The sequence below is a fragment of the Bacillus sp. PS217 genome, from assembly GCF_037963535.1.
Lineage (GTDB): Bacteria > Bacillota > Bacilli > Bacillales > Bacillaceae > Bacillus > Bacillus subtilis.
Genome location: NZ_CP150157.1, coordinates 1,367,834 through 1,385,675 on the forward strand (window position 1 = coordinate 1,367,834; position 17,842 = coordinate 1,385,675).

Annotated in this window: 18 protein-coding genes, 2 pseudogenes and 1 riboswitch; of the genes and pseudogenes, 17 read left to right on the top strand and 3 right to left on the bottom strand. The window is 46.4% G+C overall.

The window, feature by feature from the left end:
- Positions 1-92: 92 nt before the first annotated feature.
- The 10 genes from proG to NSQ83_RS07265 all read left to right on the top strand — a co-directional run bounded on the left by proG (position 93) and on the right by NSQ83_RS07265 (position 10,472).
- Positions 93-911, top strand: a complete 819-nt coding sequence (proG, locus tag NSQ83_RS07220; protein ID WP_198878716.1) for a pyrroline-5-carboxylate reductase ProG — start codon at positions 93-95, stop codon at positions 909-911.
- Between the two features lie 128 nt (positions 912-1,039).
- Positions 1,040-1,864, top strand: a complete 825-nt coding sequence (gene dppA / locus NSQ83_RS07225) for a D-aminopeptidase DppA (RefSeq protein WP_014479576.1) — start codon at positions 1,040-1,042, stop codon at positions 1,862-1,864.
- A gap of 16 nt (positions 1,865-1,880) precedes the next feature.
- Positions 1,881-2,807 carry a dipeptide ABC transporter permease DppB gene (dppB, locus tag NSQ83_RS07230; protein ID WP_003245446.1) on the top strand — a complete coding sequence of 309 codons (927 nt, stop codon included), beginning with the start codon at positions 1,881-1,883 and terminating at the stop codon, positions 2,805-2,807.
- 5 nt (positions 2,808-2,812) lie between these two features.
- Complete coding sequence (gene dppC, locus NSQ83_RS07235; protein ID WP_003245702.1) at positions 2,813-3,775, top strand: dipeptide ABC transporter permease DppC; 963 nt, start codon at positions 2,813-2,815, stop codon at positions 3,773-3,775.
- 4 nt (positions 3,776-3,779) lie between these two features.
- A complete protein-coding gene (gene dppD / locus NSQ83_RS07240) occupies positions 3,780-4,787 on the top strand; it encodes a dipeptide ABC transporter ATP-binding subunit DppD (protein ID WP_033884941.1) in 1,008 nt (335 codons plus the stop codon).
- A gap of 2 nt (positions 4,788-4,789) precedes the next feature.
- Entirely contained in the window at positions 4,790-6,439 is a 1,650-nt protein-coding gene (gene dppE, locus NSQ83_RS07245) for a dipeptide ABC transporter substrate-binding protein DppE (protein WP_198878803.1), read from the top strand.
- An 87-nt stretch (positions 6,440-6,526) separates the two neighbouring features.
- On the top strand, positions 6,527-7,486 hold the full coding sequence (locus NSQ83_RS07250; RefSeq protein WP_198878717.1) for an LD-carboxypeptidase: 960 nt from the start codon (positions 6,527-6,529) through the stop codon (positions 7,484-7,486).
- Positions 7,483-8,583: an L-Ala-D/L-Glu epimerase gene (ykfB, locus tag NSQ83_RS07255; protein ID WP_029317687.1), complete on the top strand. Its 1,101-nt coding sequence runs from the start codon at positions 7,483-7,485 to the stop codon at positions 8,581-8,583. The genes NSQ83_RS07250 and ykfB overlap by 4 nt, the downstream gene beginning before the upstream one ends.
- Positions 8,580-9,470 carry a gamma-D-glutamyl-L-lysine dipeptidyl-peptidase gene (eepC, locus tag NSQ83_RS07260; protein WP_198878718.1) on the top strand — a complete coding sequence of 297 codons (891 nt, stop codon included), beginning with the start codon at positions 8,580-8,582 and terminating at the stop codon, positions 9,468-9,470. Before ykfB ends, eepC begins: the two co-directional genes overlap by 4 nt.
- 12 nt (positions 9,471-9,482) lie before the next feature.
- The gene (locus tag NSQ83_RS07265) at positions 9,483-10,472 is read left to right on the top strand and encodes an oligopeptide/dipeptide ABC transporter ATP-binding protein (RefSeq protein WP_003232600.1); all 990 of its coding nucleotides are present in this window, start codon (positions 9,483-9,485) and stop codon (positions 10,470-10,472) included.
- A 42-nt stretch (positions 10,473-10,514) separates the two neighbouring features.
- Here NSQ83_RS07265 and pgl read toward each other — a convergent pair whose 3' ends face one another.
- Both pgl and NSQ83_RS07275 read right to left on the bottom strand, forming a co-directional pair.
- Positions 10,515-11,564 carry a 6-phosphogluconolactonase gene (gene pgl, locus NSQ83_RS07270; RefSeq protein ID WP_021479446.1) on the bottom strand — a complete coding sequence of 350 codons (1,050 nt, stop codon included), beginning with the start codon at positions 11,562-11,564 and terminating at the stop codon, positions 10,515-10,517.
- A gap of 89 nt (positions 11,565-11,653) precedes the next feature.
- Positions 11,654-12,515 (bottom strand): annotated as a pseudogene (locus NSQ83_RS07275) (dimethylarginine dimethylaminohydrolase family protein).
- Between the two features lie 159 nt (positions 12,516-12,674).
- Between NSQ83_RS07275 and NSQ83_RS07280 the strand changes: the two are divergent.
- Positions 12,675-13,193: an acyl-CoA thioesterase gene (locus NSQ83_RS07280; RefSeq protein WP_003232595.1), complete on the top strand. Its 519-nt coding sequence runs from the start codon at positions 12,675-12,677 to the stop codon at positions 13,191-13,193.
- A 238-nt stretch (positions 13,194-13,431) separates the two neighbouring features.
- On the top strand, positions 13,432-14,631 hold the full coding sequence (gene hmpA, locus NSQ83_RS07285) for an NO-inducible flavohemoprotein (RefSeq protein WP_198878719.1): 1,200 nt from the start codon (positions 13,432-13,434) through the stop codon (positions 14,629-14,631).
- A gap of 93 nt (positions 14,632-14,724) precedes the next feature.
- Here hmpA and NSQ83_RS07290 read toward each other — a convergent pair.
- Positions 14,725-14,948, bottom strand: a pseudogene (locus tag NSQ83_RS07290) (hypothetical protein).
- A gap of 144 nt (positions 14,949-15,092) precedes the next feature.
- Between NSQ83_RS07290 and NSQ83_RS07295 the strand changes: the two are divergent.
- The 5 genes from NSQ83_RS07295 (at position 15,093) to ykkD (ending at position 17,829) form a co-directional block, all read left to right on the top strand.
- Positions 15,093-15,824, top strand: a complete 732-nt coding sequence (locus NSQ83_RS07295; RefSeq protein WP_198878720.1) for a DUF421 domain-containing protein — start codon at positions 15,093-15,095, stop codon at positions 15,822-15,824.
- Between the two features lie 92 nt (positions 15,825-15,916).
- Complete coding sequence (locus NSQ83_RS07300) at positions 15,917-16,444, top strand: DinB family protein (RefSeq protein WP_144453076.1); 528 nt, start codon at positions 15,917-15,919, stop codon at positions 16,442-16,444.
- The gene (locus NSQ83_RS07305; RefSeq protein WP_042974328.1) at positions 16,434-16,952 is read left to right on the top strand and encodes a GNAT family N-acetyltransferase; all 519 of its coding nucleotides are present in this window, start codon (positions 16,434-16,436) and stop codon (positions 16,950-16,952) included. The genes NSQ83_RS07300 and NSQ83_RS07305 overlap by 11 nt, the downstream gene beginning before the upstream one ends.
- Positions 16,953-16,984: 32 nt before the next feature.
- Positions 16,985-17,096, top strand: a riboswitch (guanidine-I (ykkC/yxkD leader).
- 77 nt (positions 17,097-17,173) lie between these two features.
- Complete coding sequence (gene ykkC / locus NSQ83_RS07310; RefSeq protein WP_003232583.1) at positions 17,174-17,512, top strand: multidrug efflux SMR transporter subunit YkkC; 339 nt, start codon at positions 17,174-17,176, stop codon at positions 17,510-17,512.
- The gene (gene ykkD, locus NSQ83_RS07315; RefSeq protein ID WP_015252242.1) at positions 17,512-17,829 is read left to right on the top strand and encodes a multidrug efflux SMR transporter subunit YkkD; all 318 of its coding nucleotides are present in this window, start codon (positions 17,512-17,514) and stop codon (positions 17,827-17,829) included. The genes ykkC and ykkD overlap by 1 nt, the downstream gene beginning before the upstream one ends.
- Positions 17,830-17,842: the final 13 nt, after the last annotated feature.

Below are 17,842 nucleotides of genomic sequence, written 5' to 3' on the forward strand. Positions count from 1 at the left end.
AAACTGTGGGATAAAAATGAAAAGATTATGGGAAATTGTGAAAAAGTGCGGAAAACGGTACACTTCATATTGTATATGAAAGGACTGAGTCGATGGAACAGATTGGATTGATTGGATATGGCAGCATGGCGGATATGATCGCCAGACAGCTGTTGAAACATGAACAAATAAAAGAGAATGAGCTATTTATTGAGACGAGAACGAAGGGGGAGCGGCTGCGGGCACTTATGTCAGATTATCCAAACGTATCGGCTGATCCGTTGGAGAATTGGGCAAAGACGTGCCAATTGATTTTGATATGCGTCCCGCCGCTCCATGTCATCGAAACAATGCGCCGTCTGCACCCGTATGTGAACAGAAATACTCACATCGTATCCATAGCTGCCGGTGTGCCGCTGCGTCTTTTGGAGGCAGAAACAGAAGCCGGTATCTCACGTGTTATTCCTGCCATTACGTCCGAAGCAGAAGCTGGCATCTCACTTGTCGTTCACAGTGAAGCACTGGCTGCAGAGAAAAAAGAATATCTGAATGAATTGTTATCGGTTTTCAGCCGTGTACGAGAAATCAAAGAATCGAATTTAGATGCGGCCAGCAATTTAACGAGCTCGGCACCAGGATTCATAGCGGCAATCTTCGAAGAGCTGGCACTGTCTGCGGTCAGAAGCAGCAGCTTGTCCAAAGAAGAAGCCTTTGATTTTCTGATTCATTCGCTATACGGAACTGGCAAGATGCTGATCGAAAAAAATATGTCTTTCGAGGAGACGCTGGAACGTGTCGCAACCAAAGGCGGAATAACGGGAGAGGGAGCTGAGGTGATACGCGCCTCTGTGCCAGACGTTTTTGATGAGGTGTTTGAAAGAACCCTGAAAAAATATGAACTGCTTACAGAACAGGTTGGTAAACAGACATGAATCCTTGAAAGAGGATTCTTTTTTTATCACTGAATGGTTGAGATTTTCCCCAGTTATATTGCATTTTTCCTCTTTTTTTAATATAATTTGTTGGAATATTCATAATTTAGTAAAAAAGGAGGAGCGTTATGAAATTGTACATGTCAGTAGATATGGAAGGTATTTCGGGTCTTCCGGACGATACCTTTGTGGATTCCGGCAAGCGGAATTATGAACGCGGACGGCTTATCATGACTGAAGAAGCAAACTACTGTATTGCTGAAGCGTTTAACAGCGGGTGTACCGAGGTGCTGGTCAATGACAGTCATTCGAAGATGAATAATCTGATGGTTGAAAAGCTTCACCCTGAAGCAGACTTGATTTCTGGTGACGTCAAACCATTTTCAATGGTGGAGGGACTGGATGATACGTTTACAGGCGCTTTGTTTCTCGGTTATCATGCGAGAGCCTCGACTCCCGGTGTCATGTCACACAGCATGATTTTCGGCGTCCGTCATTTTTACATAAACGATCGGCCTGTCGGTGAGCTTGGATTAAATGCATACGTTGCCGGTTATTATGATGTCCCGGTATTAATGGTAGCCGGGGATGACCGGGCGGCGAAGGAAGCGGAAGAGCTTATCCCGAACGTGACGACAGCCGCAGTCAAACAAACCATTTCAAGATCCGCAGTGAAGTGCTTGTCCCCTGCGAAAGCCGGACGGCTGTTGACAGAAAAAACTGCGTTTGCCCTGCAAAACAAGGACAAAGTCAAGCCGCTCACCCCGCCTGACAGGCCAGTTCTGAGCATTGAATTCGCCAATTATGGCCAAGCAGAATGGGCGAATCTGATGCCGGGAACGGAAATCAAGACGGGAACTACAACCGTTCAATTTCAGGCGAAGGACATGCTTGAAGCCTATCAGGCGATGCTTGTCATGACTGAGCTTGCGATGCGGACATCATTCTGCTAAAGGGGTGTTTTAGGCTTTGGCGCGATACATGATAAAGCGTTTTTGGGCAATGGCAGCTACAATTTTGGTGATTACCACCCTGACTTTTGTTCTCATGAAGGTCATTCCCGGATCTCCTTTTAACGAGGAGAGAGGCACAAATGAAGCCGTTCAAAAAAATCTCGAAGCCTACTATCACTTAGACGATCCTCTCATTTTCCAATACATTTTCTACTTAAAATCCATCATTACATTCGATTTCGGACCTTCAATTAAAAAACCGTCGGACAGCGTAAATGATATGCTGGAACGCGGATTTCCCGTTTCCTTTGAGCTTGGGATGACAGCGATTGTCATTGCTGTGATTTCTGGGCTGGTGCTGGGCGTAATCGCTGCACTCCGCCGCAATGGCTTTTTGGACTACGCCGCGATGAGTCTTGCAGTACTCGGCATCTCCATCCCGAATTTTATTCTGGCAACATTGCTCATTCAGCAATTTGCTGTCAATCTCAAACTATTTCCTGCTGCGACATGGACGAGCCCGATTCATATGGTGCTTCCGACCGCAGCGCTTGCTGTAGGGCCAATGGCGATCATTGCCAGGCTGACACGGTCGAGCATGGTCGAAGTTCTGACACAGGATTATATCCGCACAGCAAAAGCAAAAGGGCTTTCTCCATTCAAAATTATCGTAAAACACGCACTCAGAAATGCACTCATGCCCGTCATTACCGTCCTGGGCACACTCGTCGCCAGCATCTTAACAGGAAGCTTTGTCATTGAAAAAATCTTTGCCATTCCGGGAATGGGAAAATATTTTGTTGAAAGCATTAATCAGCGGGACTATCCCGTGATTATGGGAACGACCGTTTTTTACAGCGTCATTCTGATTATCATGCTGTTTTTGGTCGATTTGGCCTACGGTCTCTTAGACCCGCGCATTAAACTGCATAAGAAAGGGTGAAGCGTGTGAATCTCCCTGTACAAACGGATGAACGCCAGCCAGAACAGCACAATCAGGTGCCTGATGAGTGGTTTGTCTTGAATCAGGAAAAAAATCGGGAAGCCGATTCGGTCAAGCGGCCGAGTTTGTCATACACGCAGGATGCCTGGAGGAGGCTGAAAAAAAATAAATTAGCGATGGCCGGACTCTTTATTCTTTTATTTCTTTTTGTCATGGCAGTTATCGGGCCCTTTTTATCGCCCCATAGTGTCGTACGCCAATCGCTGACAGAACAAAATCTTCCGCCCTCAGCCGATCATTGGTTCGGCACCGATGAACTCGGCCGGGATGTGTTTACCCGGACATGGTATGGCGCGAGAATCTCGTTGTTTGTCGGCGTGATGGCAGCACTGATTGATTTTTTGATCGGTGTCATTTACGGAGGCGTTGCCGGCTATAAAGGCGGCAGGATTGACAGCATTATGATGCGGATTATCGAAGTGCTGTACGGACTGCCGTACCTGCTTGTTGTCATTTTGCTGATGGTGCTCATGGGACCGGGACTGGGCACGATTATTGTGGCGCTGACTGTGACCGGGTGGGTCGGCATGGCGAGAATTGTAAGAGGCCAGGTGCTTCAGATTAAAAATTATGAATATGTACTCGCCTCGAAAACCTTTGGCGCGAAAACCTTTCGCATCATCCGGAAGAATTTGCTGCCGAATACTATGGGAGCGATCATCGTACAAATGACATTAACCGTACCTGCCGCCATATTCGCAGAATCATTTTTAAGCTTTCTCGGCCTCGGCATACAGGCTCCGTTTGCAAGCTGGGGCGTGATGGCGAATGACGGCCTGCCCACGATTTTATCTGGGCATTGGTGGCGCCTATTTTTTCCGGCCTTTTTCATATCTCTGACGATGTACGCGTTTAATGTGCTGGGGGACGGATTGCAGGATGCGCTTGACCCTAAGCTGAGGAGGTAGCTGTATGGAAAAAGTTCTGTCAGTCCAAAATCTGCACGTGTCTTTTACGACTTACGGCGGGACGGTTCAGGCGGTCAGAGGGGTGAGCTTTGATTTGTATAAAGGAGAAACCTTTGCGATCGTCGGCGAATCCGGCTGCGGCAAAAGCGTTACCTCCCAAAGCATCATGGGCCTGCTTCCGCCTTATTCGGCGAAGGTGACAGACGGCAGCATTCTATTTAAAAACAAAGACCTTTGCCGTCTCTCTGACAAAGAAATGAGAGGTATAAGGGGAGCCGACATTTCTATGATTTTTCAAGACCCGATGACGGCGTTAAACCCTACGCTGACTGTCGGCGACCAGCTGGGGGAAGCGCTATTGCGCCACAAAAAAATGAGCAAAAAAGCGGCGCGGAAAGAGGTGCTTTCCATGCTGTCATTGGTTGGTATTCCAGATCCCGAAGAGCGCCTAAAGCAATATCCCCACCAATTCAGCGGCGGCATGAGACAGCGGATTGTCATTGCGATGGCGCTGATTTGCGAGCCTGACATCTTAATTGCGGATGAACCGACCACCGCCCTGGATGTAACCATTCAGGCACAGATTTTAGAGCTGTTTAAAGAGATTCAGAGAAAAACGAATGTGTCTGTCATCCTGATTACACATGATTTAGGGGTCGTTGCCCAGGTAGCTGACAGAGTCGCAGTCATGTATGCCGGGAAAATGGCGGAAATCGGCACGAGAAAAGATATTTTTTATCAGCCGCAGCACCCTTATACAAAAGGACTGCTGGCTTCTGTCCCGCGGCTGGATTTAGATGGCGCTGAGCTGATCCCGATCGACGGAACGCCGCCGGATTTATTTTCGCCTCCGCCGGGCTGCCCGTTTGCCGCCCGCTGTCCGAACAGGATGGTTGTGTGTGACAGGGTGTACCCGGGACAGACGATCAGATCTGACTCGCACAGCGTCAACTGCTGGCTGCAGGATCAACGAGCAGAGCATGCGATGCTGTCAGGAGATGCGAAGGGTTGAACATGAAAAGGGGGAAGAGGATGAAACGAGTGAAAAAGCTATGGGGCATGGGTCTTGCATTAGGACTTTCGTTTGCGCTGATGGGGTGCACAGCAAATGAACAGGCCGGAAAAGAAGGCAGTCATGATAAGGCAAAAACCAGCGGAGAAAAGGTGCTGTATGTAAATAATGAAAATGAACCGACTTCATTCGATCCGCCGATCGGCTTTAATAATGTGTCATGGCAGCCGTTAAATAACATCATGGAGGGGCTGACGCGTCTTGGCAAAGATCATGAGCCCGAGCCGGCAATGGCGGAAAAGTGGTCTGTATCAAAGGATAAAAAAACCTACACGTTTACGATTCGAGAAAATGCGAAATGGACAAACGGAGATCCGGTAACAGCCGGAGACTTCGAATACGCGTGGAAGCGGATGCTTGATCCGAAAAAAGGCGCTTCATCGGCATTCCTAGGTTATTTTATTGAAGGCGGCGAAGCATATAACAGCGGGAAAGGGAAAAAAGACGATGTGAAGGTGACGGCAAAGGATGATCGAACCCTTGAAGTTACACTGGAAGCACCGCAAAAATATTTTCTGAGCGTTGTGTCCAATCCTGCGTATTTTCCGGTAAATGAAAAGGTCGATAAAGACAATCCAAAGTGGTTTGCTGAGGCAGATACATTTGTCGGAAACGGCCCGTTTAAGCTGACGGAATGGAAGCATGATGACAGCATCACTATGGAGAAAAGCGACACGTATTGGGATAAGGATACCGTGAAGCTTGATAAGGTGAAATGGGCGATGGTCAGTGACAGAAATACAGATTATCAGATGTTTCAATCAGGGGAACTTGATACCGCTTATGTCCCTGCTGAGCTGAGTGATCAGCTGCTTGATCAGGATAACGTCAATATTGTTGACCAGGCGGGTCTCTATTTCTATCGATTTAATGTCAACATGGAGCCGTTTCAAAATGAAAACATCAGAAGAGCCTTTGCGATGGCTGTGGATCAAGAGGAAATTGTAAAGTACGTCACGAAAAATAATGAAAAACCGGCGCGCGCCTTTGTATCGCCTGGGTTTACGCAGCCTGACGGCAAAGATTTCCGTGAAGCAGGCGGAGACCTGATCAAGCCTAACGAAAGCAAAGCGAAGCAGCTGCTCGAAAAGGGCATGAAGGAAGAAAACTATAATAAGCTTCCTGCGATCACGCTTACTTACAGCACAAAGCCGGAGCATAAAAAGATTGCCGAAGCTATTCAGCAAAAATTGAAAAATAGCCTTGGAGTCGATGTAAAGCTGGCCAATATGGAATGGAACGTATTTTTAGAGGATCAAAAAGCGCTGAAATTCCAATTCTCTCAAAGCTCATTTTTGCCTGATTATGCAGACCCTATCAGTTTTCTGGAAGCCTTTCAAACGGGTAATTCGATGAACCGCACAGGCTGGGCCAATAAAGAATACGATCAGCTGACCAAACAGGCAAAAAATGAAGCCGATGAAAAAACACGGTTCTCTCTTATGCATCAAGCTGAAGAGCTGCTCATCAATGAAGCGCCGATCATCCCGGTTTATTTTTATAATCAGGTTCACCTGCAAAATGAACAAGTAAAGGGAATTGTCCGTCACCCTGTCGGCTATATCGATTTAAAATGGGCAGATAAAAACTGATGGCGGTGATTGAGGAAATACTGCTTCTTTATGCGAAGGAGCGGTATTTTTTCTCTTTCTTGCACGTATACGTAGGGTGCAGAGCAAATGAAAGGAGTGTTTTCGTTGAATTACAAGCCGAAAGCGCTGAAAAAGGGTGATACAGTCGGAGTGATCGCGCCCGCAAGTCCGCCGGATCAAAAAAAGCTTGACACCGCGCTATTATTTTTAGAAGAGCTCGGTCTTCAGGTGAAGTTGGGCAAGGCGCTGAAAAACCAGCACGGCTATTTAGCGGGACAGGATGATGAGCGGCTGGCGGATCTCCATGAGATGTTCAGAGACGAGGAGGTAAAAGCAGTGTTGTGCGCATGCGGGGGTTTTGGGACAGGACGTATCGCCGCGGGCATTGATTTCAGCTTGATCCGCAAACACCCTAAAATCTTTTGGGGATACAGTGATATTACGTTTTTACATACTGCCATTCATCAAAACACAGGTCTTGTCACCTTCCATGGCCCAATGCTCAGCTCGGATATTGGCCTTGACGACGTTCACCCGCTGACAAAAGCGTCATATAAGCAGCTCTTCCAGGAGACGGAATTCACCTATACAGAAGAGCTTTCTCCGCTGACCGCGCTTGTTCCTGGAAAAGCGGAAGGGGAGCTTGTCGGGGGAAATCTGTCTTTGCTGACGTCTACACTGGGCACGCCATTTGAAATTGATACGAGAGGAAAGCTTCTGTTTATTGAAGATATTGACGAGGAGCCTTATCAAATCGACCGGATGCTGAATCAGCTGAAAATGGCGGGGAAGCTGACGGACGCGGCGGGAATTCTAGTTTGTGATTTTCACAATTGTGTCCCGGTGAAGCGAGAGAAGTCTCTCTTACTTGAGCAGGTGCTGGAAGACTATATTATTTCTGCGGGCAGGCCTGCTCTGAGAGGATTTAAAATCGGCCACTGCTCGCCAAGTATTGCCGTTCCGATCGGTGCGAAAGCTGCTATGAATACAGCAGAAAAAACAGTCGTAATAGAGGCGGGCGTTTCAGAAGGGGCGCTGAAGACATGAAAATCATTCGAATCGAAACAAGCCGAATCGCCGTTCCGCTGACAAAGCCGTTTAAAACCGCGCTTCGCACTGTGTATACGGCTGAATCAGTCATAGTAAGGATTACTTATGACAGCGGTGCAGTCGGATGGGGAGAAGCACCCCCGACGTTAGTGATTACAGGAGACAGCATGGATAGCATTGAAAGTGCCATTCACAATGTTTTAAAACCGGCATTGCTTGGAAAAAGCCTGTCCGGCTGTGAGGCCATTCTGCACGACATCCAGCATCTTCTTACAGGAAATATGAGCGCGAAGGCTGCTGTAGAAATGGCTCTATACGACGGCTGGGCGCAGATGTGCGGGCTGCCGCTTTATCAAATGCTTGGCGGATATCGAGATACGCTGGAAACAGATTATACCGTCAGTGTCAACTCACCTGAAGAGATGGCAGCTGATGCCGAGAATTATCTCAAACAAGGCTTTCAAACGCTGAAAATAAAGGTCGGAAAAGATGATATTGCAACAGATATCGCCCGTATCCAGGAAATCAGAAAACGTGTCGGATCAGCTGTGAAACTGCGTTTAGACGCTAATCAGGGGTGGAGGCCGAAGGAAGCGGTAACTGCCATTCGGAAAATGGAGGATGCGGGCCTAGGCATTGAGCTTGTCGAGCAGCCTGTCCATAAAGATGATCTCGCTGGGCTTAAAAAGGTGACAGATGCAACAGATACGCCGATTATGGCTGATGAAAGCGTTTTTACACCGCGCCAGGCGTTCGAAGTTCTGCAAACCCGGAGCGCAGACTTGATCAATATTAAATTGATGAAAGCGGGCGGCATCAGCGGAGCAGAGAAAATTAATGCCATGGCGGAGGCCTGCGGGGTGGAGTGTATGGTCGGCAGCATGATCGAAACGAAGCTGGGCATTACGGCCGCGGCGCATTTTGCGGCAAGCAAGAGAAACATCACACGCTTTGATTTTGACGCGCCGCTGATGCTGAAAACAGATGTATTCAAAGGCGGCATAACATATAGCGGCAGCACGGTTTCGATGCCTGGCAAACCGGGCCTCGGAATCACCGGGACTGCGCTTTTGAAAGGGGAAAAAGAGCAATGATGCACACTGTCATATCAGCAGTGGCCAACATCTGGACAGCGCCTGATTCACCGCGTCCGTCTGATCAATTCATGCTTCAACCGACTGTAAGGATCAGAGACTGGCTGGAGCGCATGACGTATGATGAACGGCTTGGATTATGTACAGACAATGTAATCCAAACTCAGGTTCTCTTTGGTGAAAAGGTACTTGTGACGGCGGAACAGGGGGAATGGGTTTCTGTGATCGTGCCTAGCCAGCCATCCCGAAAGGATCCGCGCGGATACCCAGGCTGGATGAAAAAGAACCAGCTGGAAAAAACAAAGCCCATCCATACACAACACGATGTGATGATCAGCAAACCTGCTGCCTTTTTGTACAGAAGCAATGGAGAAAAGGAGATCGAATTGAGCTTTTTGACAGTTCTCCCCCTTATTGCAGAAGAAAAAGGATATTTTAAGGTTTCGACCGTTTTGGGAGAAAGGTTTGTGAAGCAAAGTGATGCAGTGCCTGTCAGCCAACAGAAAGGGACTGCTGAAGACATCATTCAAACGGGTGCGTTTTTCCTTGGCCTTCCCTACCTATGGGGAGGGATCAGCGGGTTTGGGTTTGATTGCTCCGGATTTATGTACAGTACATTTAAGGCGAATGGATACAGCATCCCCCGCGATGCGGGAGATCAGGCTAAGGCAGGGGAGTATGTCCTGCTTGATGATATGAAGGCTGGTGACCTGCTGTTTTTTGCTTATGAGGAAGGAAAAGGAGCGATTCATCACGTCGGTCTGTATGTAGGCGGCGGGAAAATGCTTCATTCTCCAAAGACAGGAAAATCAATCGAAATCCTTACATTAAAAGACACAATCTATGAAAAAGAACTTTGTGCGGTGCGCCGCTGTTTTTCAGAATAAGGAGGGAGACAAATGACGCCACTGCCTTTGTTAGAGGTCAGCCAGCTGAAAATGCATTTTGACGCAGGGAAAAAGCGGACAGTCAAAGCCGTCGACGGGGTCACCTTTCAGATTCGTGAAGGAGAAACGTTCGGGCTAGTCGGGGAATCAGGGTGCGGGAAATCAACCTTGGGGAGAGTGCTGATGCGCCTTTATCAGCCGACAGAAGGAAGCGTGACATACCGCGGCACAAATCTTCATGCACTGAGTGAAAAAGAGCAGTTTGCCTTCAACCGCAAACTGCAGATGATTTTTCAGGACCCTTATGCTTCACTTAACCCGCGCATGACCGTTCGAGAAATTATTTTGGAGCCGATGGAGATTCACAATCTCTACAATACTCATAAAGCGCGGCTTCTCGTCGTGGACGAGCTGCTTGAGGCAGTTGGGCTTCATCCCGATTTTGGCAGCCGTTATCCGCATGAATTCAGCGGCGGGCAAAGGCAGAGAATCGGGATTGCGAGAGCACTGTCGCTGAATCCTGAATTTATCGTGGCGGACGAACCGATTTCTGCACTTGATGTCTCTGTTCAAGCGCAGGTGGTCAACCTGCTGAAGCGGCTTCAAAAAGAGAAAGGGCTTACGTTTTTATTCATTGCCCATGATCTTTCGATGGTGAAGCATATCAGTGACAGGATCGGTGTTATGTACTTAGGACACATGATGGAAATTACAGAGAGCGGCACCTTGTATCGTGAACCGCTCCATCCCTATACAAAGGCGCTTTTGTCCTCGATTCCGATTCCAGATCCTGAATTGGAGGACAAGCGTGAGCGTATTCTCTTGAAAGGGGAGCTGCCGAGCCCGGTCAATCCGCCAAGCGGCTGCGTGTTTCGTACCCGCTGTCCGGAGGCGATGCCTGAATGTGGAGAATCTCGTCCCCAGCTTCAAGAAATCGAACCCGGCCGTTTTGTCGCTTGCCATTTGTATCGAAATGCTGAAACGAAGGAAAAAGTAAGATAAATAAAAAGAGTGGCTCCTTTTTACTAGAGCCACTCCATTTGTTTATACTTGATGTAAAAACTTTACACAAACCGGGTAAGGGACAGAAACCGTTGATGGGAGGAGTGTCAATCGGCCGGTTTCTTTGTCTCTTTCAAACAAGACAAGGTTTCCTGTTTCTTCATTTGAAGCAACGAGGAACCCTTCCATTGGGTCAAGTACAAAGTCACGAGGCCAGTTTCCTTCTGTCGACACTCTTTCTACGAAAGCCAGCTCTCCTGAATATTGATTCACTTCAAATACGGCGATACTGTCATGGCCGCGGTTTGCGACATAAACAAAACGTCCGTCCTGCGTGACATGAATTGCGCTTCCTTGGCTGTTATCTGTAAAATCATCAGGGATGGCAGAAACGACTTGGATTTCTCTAAATTCGCCGGCTGTCGGGTTGTATTCAAGCGCAATCACTTCATTGCTTAATTCTGTCATGACATAAGCGTATTTTTCTTTCGGATGAAAAGCGATATGGCGAGGTCCTGCGCCGGGAGCGAAGGAATGGCTTCCGGATTCAGTCAACACGCCGTCTTTCAGCTTATAGGTGTAGAGCTTATCTATACCTAAATCAACCGCCACTACATAATTGTGTTCAGGTGTGAACCCCGCGTAGTGTGTATGCGGTTTTTCTTGTCTTTCGTGCGGCCCTTTTCCTGTGTGAGCGGCCTCTGAAACAGGTGATTGCAAGCTGCCGTCTTCCTGAACCGGAAAAACGTGCACCTTCCCGCTGTGATAATTGGCAGTCAGTACGAATTGATTTTGATCATCAACGCTTACGTGGCATGGCGAAGGGCCATCAATTAACTGATGATTCAGAAATGTCAATTCGCCGCTGTTTTTATCGATTTGATAGGCAGCAACTCCGCCTTGGCCGTCTGCTTTTTCGATGGAATAAAGGATGGTGTTGTTTTTATTCGGCGCCACATATGTCGGGTTGCCCAGCTTAGCGGCCAGCTTTGGCTCGCTGAGTGCTTTTTTCTCAGTATCAAGCTCAAATGAATAAATTCCTTCGCTTCCGCCTTTTGTATATGTTCCCACATATCCTATGTATTTTGTCATGCGATTTCCCCCTTAAAAATGATGTCACCTCTATATTAACGTATCTTGCTAAAATAAGCTGTTCAAAACATGAAAAAGGGGAAGATTCTTCATTCGCCTCGAATCAGCGGCATTGTGCAGCACCTGAAGGAGCCGCCTGATTTAATAATTTCTGACAGATCAATTTCGATAATGTGATAGCCTCTTTTCGATAGCTGTTGATTGACATGGCGGTTGCCAGGGAGACTGATGATCGTTTTTTTTTCCGATTGAAAGGACGTTGGTGCCAAGCGTAAATTGTTCGTCCTCGGGCACCTCAATAAGATCATAACGTTTTGCCAGCATATCGGCTGCATCTGGCTCAATGGCCTGTGGATAAATTAACGCTTCGCTTTCAGATACAATGTTAAATACACAGTCCAAATGCAAAAATTTTTCATGAAGCTTCACTGGAACGATCGTATATTCAGGAAGTGCCTCTTCCAGCTGGCCGATAGCTGAAATGTCGGTGCGCTGGCTGATTCCGACATAGACAATGTCATCATCGATAATGACGTCTCCGCCTTCAATACTCGTATCAAGCATGCGGGTGTAAGAGATACCTTGGCTGTGAAAAAAATCTTTTATAACGGCTTCTTCTCCTTGGCGAATCGGTTCAGTCATGCTTGACAGAAAGGCTTTTTCTCCGATGACAAATCCTATATCCCTAGTAAAAACCTGCTCTGGTAGTCCGTCGCGAACGGGCAAAAGGACGACCTCAACGTTGTGTGACCTAAGTGCCTCCACTAAGCGGCTGTGCTGGTCGTTAGCGGTTTTTACATGAATATTGTCATCTTCAAAATGTTTTTGTGTTTCGTTTATAACATCTTTTATGGTCATGTGCTCAGGTTTGCATAAGATCACTTTCTGAAGTGTGCCGTATTCCGTTCGGCATGTCGTTTTGTGCTGAGATTTCGGGATGGATACGTCCATTTGTTTTTCCTCCTAAAGTGTGAAGAATATATTTATTATTCCCTCATCATGAAAATCATTAAACCATTTTAAATTTTAGACAAATGGAAGAGAATATTGTTTAATAGGAGAATATAAGTGCATTTAGCTAAAAGATCAGACATCAAAGGGGAGAAAGGTATGGAAACACCGGAAACAAGATTTTGTAAAGAGTCAAAGGTTGTGAAAACCAGCAGGGTGTTCCCGCTTGACACGAACAACCATAATACGCTGTTTGGCGGAAAATTAATGAGCTACATAGACGACATTGCCTCTATTTCAGCGGCGCGCCATTGCAGACGTGAAACGGTAACAGCTTCAATGGATTCTGTAGATTTTTTAAAGCCGATCGGGCAAAAGGATTCTGTCTGCCTAGAGTCATATGTGACATGGGTCGGCACATCTTCCATGGAAGTATTTGTGAAAGTTATTAAGGAACATTTGATGACTGGCGAACGGGAACTCGCTGCCACATCCTTTTTGACGTTTGTCGCATTAGATTCAAATGGCAAGCCGGTGCCTGTACCGAGGGTTGTACCAGAAACAGAAGAAGAAATCATGCTGCATAATACAGCTGTACAGCGTGCTAATGAACGTAAGAACCGTAAGAAACACAGCCAGGCGCTTGCAAATGCGCTCGGAACTGATAAGCCTTGGTGAACGTTAAACCCAAAACATAAGTTGTTTTGGGTTTTTTTGTACTTTTCAATGGTGATTATTACAATGGTTAGTCCGTTTTTGCTAGGAGATTCTATAAAAAAGCAACAAATGTCACTTTAAATTGATAATTTTGTGACAACTTTATTAAAGATTCATTTTAAATATATCTTTTATTCGTAAGATCATGTATTTTAAAGATATATTTTAAATACATCTTTTCGAAAGGATTGTTTATAAAATGTTAGATAACAAAACAATCGACATTATTAAAAGCACTGTACCCGTATTGCAACAGCATGGAGAAACAATCACTGGCCGTTTTTACGATCGGATGTTTCAAGACCATCCAGAGCTTTTGAACATTTTTAATCAAACAAACCAAAAGAAAAAAACACAGCGAACTGCACTGGCAAATGCCGTTATTGCAGCTGCGGCAAACATTGACCAATTAGGAAACATCATTCCGGTTGTCAAACAAATCGGCCACAAGCACCGCAGTATCGGAATTAAGCCTGAGCACTACCCAATCGTCGGTAAATATTTGCTGATTGCGATTAAAGATGTATTGGGAGACGCTGCAACTCCTGACATTATGCAGGCATGGGAAAAAGCGTACGGAGTCATTGCTGACGCGTTCATCGGAATTGAAAAAGACATGTATGAACAGGCTGAAGAGCAAGCCGGCGGCTGGAAGGAGTATAAGCCATTCGTTATCGCAAAAAAAGAGCAGGAAAGCAAAGAAATTACATCCTTCTATTTGAAACCGGAAGACGGCAAGCCGTTACCTGAATTCCAAGCAGGGCAATATATCAGCATCAAAGTGCGGATTCCTGATTCTGAATATATGCATATCCGCCAGTACAGCCTGTCTGATATGCCGGGAAAAGACTATCATCGAATTTCAGTGAAAAAAGATGGTGTCGTGTCTTCCTACTTACACGATGGGCTGCAGGAGGGAGATTCAATAGAGATCAGCGCACCGGCAGGGGACTTTGTTTTAGATCATGCATCACAAAAAGATCTCGTTTTGATCAGTGCCGGAGTTGGCATTACACCAATGATCAGCATGCTGAAAACATCTGTTTCCAAACAGCCTGAACGGCAAATTCTGTTCATTCATGCGGCGAAAAACAGTGAATATCATGCATTGCGCCATGAAGTAGAAGAAGCAGCAAAACATTCTGCTGTTAAAACAGCATTTGTGTATCGCGAGCCGACAGAGGAAGACCGTGCAGGTGATCTGCATTTTCATGAAGGACAGATTGATCAGCAATTCCTCAAAGAACTGATTGCCAACACAGATGCGGATTACTATATTTGCGGTTCACCGTCGTTTATTACGGCAATGCATAAGCTTGTATCAGAGCTCGGATCAGCGCCGGAGTCTATCCATTACGAGCTATTCGGCCCGCAATTAAGTTTGGCGCAGTCCGTTTGAACACATACATGAAACTCTTCTCCTTTCAGATCAGAGAAGAGTTTTTAGAAGAGTTTTTTATTGAGATATAAGAAGGCAGACAAGCGCCGGTTTCTACATCCGGACAATCACAGACCCTTGCCATTTGTGCATACACGGTTTTGCTGTTCTTGCATTGTTTTCAGCAATTCATTGTTTACCTCAATCGCTCTAATTAGTTGCTCCATCCTTAGCTCCAAACCGGCCAGCCTGTCGATTGTTTGCTGCTGGTAGCTCTCGGGTTGGGGAGCCAAAGGCAGATCAAAGGGCCAAAGGGTATTCGACTTCTGATTTTTCATATTGCGTATTGCGCCTCCAATCGGTGTCACTTTCTATTATGTTATGTTCAGGCGATATGCACGTTCGCCTAGACACTGATGCATAGAGGGCCTGCCACGGGGTACAATAGGCTCAATATGACCAGCGGATGGAGGTAAAGATCGGTGTTATGGATGGTATGGGTATTTTTACTGAAGCCAGTTATCGTATTTTCGATTGCATATATTTTGTTTCGGCTTGCCGGTAAAAAAGCTGTGTCACAAATGAACAATTTTGACCTGCTTTTGACCTTCGCAATCGGAACCATTATCAGTGAGCCGATCCTTACATCCAAGCTGCCGATGTCAATTTATTATGCGGGTGCTTTTTTGGTGCTTTATCTTATCATGAGCAAGCTCTCTTTATCTAATAAATGGCGATGGCTCCTAGTCGTGAGCCCGACTGTCCTAATCCGAAACGGGGATATTGATGAACGCGGCCTTCGTAAAGAAAGGCTGACTGTTAATGAGCTGCTTGGAAAGCTGAGGGAAAAGGGCTATGCCGACCCGGCTGACATTGATCTTGCTATCATTGAAGAAACGGGAGAAGTAAGCGTCATCCCGAAAGAGGAAGCGAGAGCGGTGCAGGTGCGGGATTTGAATATGGAAGCTGAACGGAATTTTATCCCGATTCCGCTCATACTGGATGGCGAAATCCTTGATCACAATTTGAAATATCTCCAAAAAAACAGATCATGGCTGTTTGAGAAGCTTGAGGAAAAAGGGTACAGCCCTAAACTGCTGTCCACAATCACGCTTGGGACAATGAATGCCCGCGGCGATATATCGCTTGATTTGAATACCTCAAATGAACCGCAGCATGATCCTTATTTATATAAGCCGGGAAATAACAATTAAGATTGCTCTCTAATTTTAACGAGAGCTTTTTTCTTTTTTAAAGGGAATTTTTGTTTGGTGTCAAATGTACCTAGTTAGGAGGGGAACTGAACATGAAGGACTTATCCATAAGAAACGACATGGCGCCAACGGTCAGTCTGCTGTATTCCGCAGTGGAAGAAAACAGTCTCCGTCTGGCTTCTATCGTAAGCCATATGACACACAGTGAACTTTACTATAAGGGGCGCTGCCAAACAAAAAACAGCACGGCTCAGCTTTTGCACCATATCACAAATGTTGATATCAGATGGGTCTGGCGTATCAAGGAAAATCGGATACCGAACCATATTGAACAGACATACGGCCCGATGACAGATGAAAGCGGACGGCTGCCTGAACCGGTGAATCAGCCAGACTTAGATGAACTCCTGAAAAGACATCAGCATGTAGTAGACGAGCTGAAATCGGTATGCTTCACTTTAACTGAAAATGCTTTGAACCAGCCGCTTTCCTTCGAAGGTGACACCGCGACGATACGATGGGGAATTTGGCATATGGCAGATCATAACCGCTATCATCAGGCACATATTGAAGCTCTCAAAAAAGAATGGAAGCAGGATGTGGCGAAGTATGAACGCTAAAACGAAGCTTGTGACTGATCGAATTCGTTTGCGCTGTATGGAAGATCGGGATCAAGCCACTTTGTTTGGGCTGCTTTTTAATGATCCTGACGTCATGACATATTATTCCGGTTTAAAAGATAAGAGGCAAACCCGCGAGTGGGTCAATTGGAACCAACGAAATGAAAAAGGGTACGGCGTTAGTCTGTGGATCGCCGAAGATAAGCGGACAGGGGAGTTTTTGGGGCAATGCGGCATCGTTCCCCAGCAGATCGAAAATCAAACCGTAATGGAAATTGGATATATGTTTGCCCGCCGCCACTGGGGGAACGGCTATGCGCAAGAAGCGGCTCGGGCCTGTCTGGACTATGGCTTTAACGAGCGGCAGTTCGGCAAAATGACGGCTTTGATTGATCCGGATAACAAAGCGTCCATACGGGTAGCGGAGAAAATCGGCATGCATTACAGCAAAACGATCAGAAAATGGAATAAACCGATCGCGGTATATGAAAGAAAATCTTACAATTGAAAGATAGAGCTCAGTTTAGTATCATGATATCATGTAAAGTTTTCTAGGGTTCCGCATGTCAATTGACATGGACTGGTCCGAGAGAAAACACATACGCGTAAATAGAAGCGCGTATGCACACGGAGGGAAAAAAGCCCGGGAGAGTCAATCTCATGTGAGACGACTGTCCGGGGTTTTTTTGTTTTCGGAGAATCTTAATAGATAGAAAGGAATGACTCAAAATGAAATGGGGATTGGTCGTGCTTGCCGCTGTTTTCGAGGTTGTTTGGGTGATAGGCTTAAAGCACGCTGACTCAGCCTTAACATGGAGCGGCACTGCCATCGGCATCATATTCAGCTTTTACCTTCTAATGAAGGCGACTCACAGTCTGCCTGTTGGTACCGTGTATGCCGTCTTTACCGGGCTCGGCACAGCGGGAACAGTACTTAGTGAAATCGTTCTCTTTCATGAACCGGTTGGATGGCCGAAGCTATTGTTAATTGGCGTGCTCTTAATCGGTGTAATCGGGTTGAAGCTTGTGACACAGGATGAGACAGAGGAAAAAGGAGGCGAGGCATAATGCTGCACTGGATCAGTTTACTGTGCGCGGGCTGTTTAGAAATGGCCGGCGTGGCCCTTATGAATCAATATGCGAAAGAAAAAAGCGTGAAATGGGTGCTGTTGATCATTGTTGGTTTTGCCGCTTCATTTTCCTTGCTGTCGTACGCAATGGAAACCATTCCGATGGGAACGGCTTACGCGGTCTGGACAGGAATTGGCACCGCCGGCGGGGCGCTTATCGGCATCCTCTTTTACAAGGAGCAGAAAGACGCCAAACGGATCTTCTTTATCGCGTTGATTTTATGCTCAGCAGTTGGTTTAAAAATTCTGTCATAAATTGATTTTTATC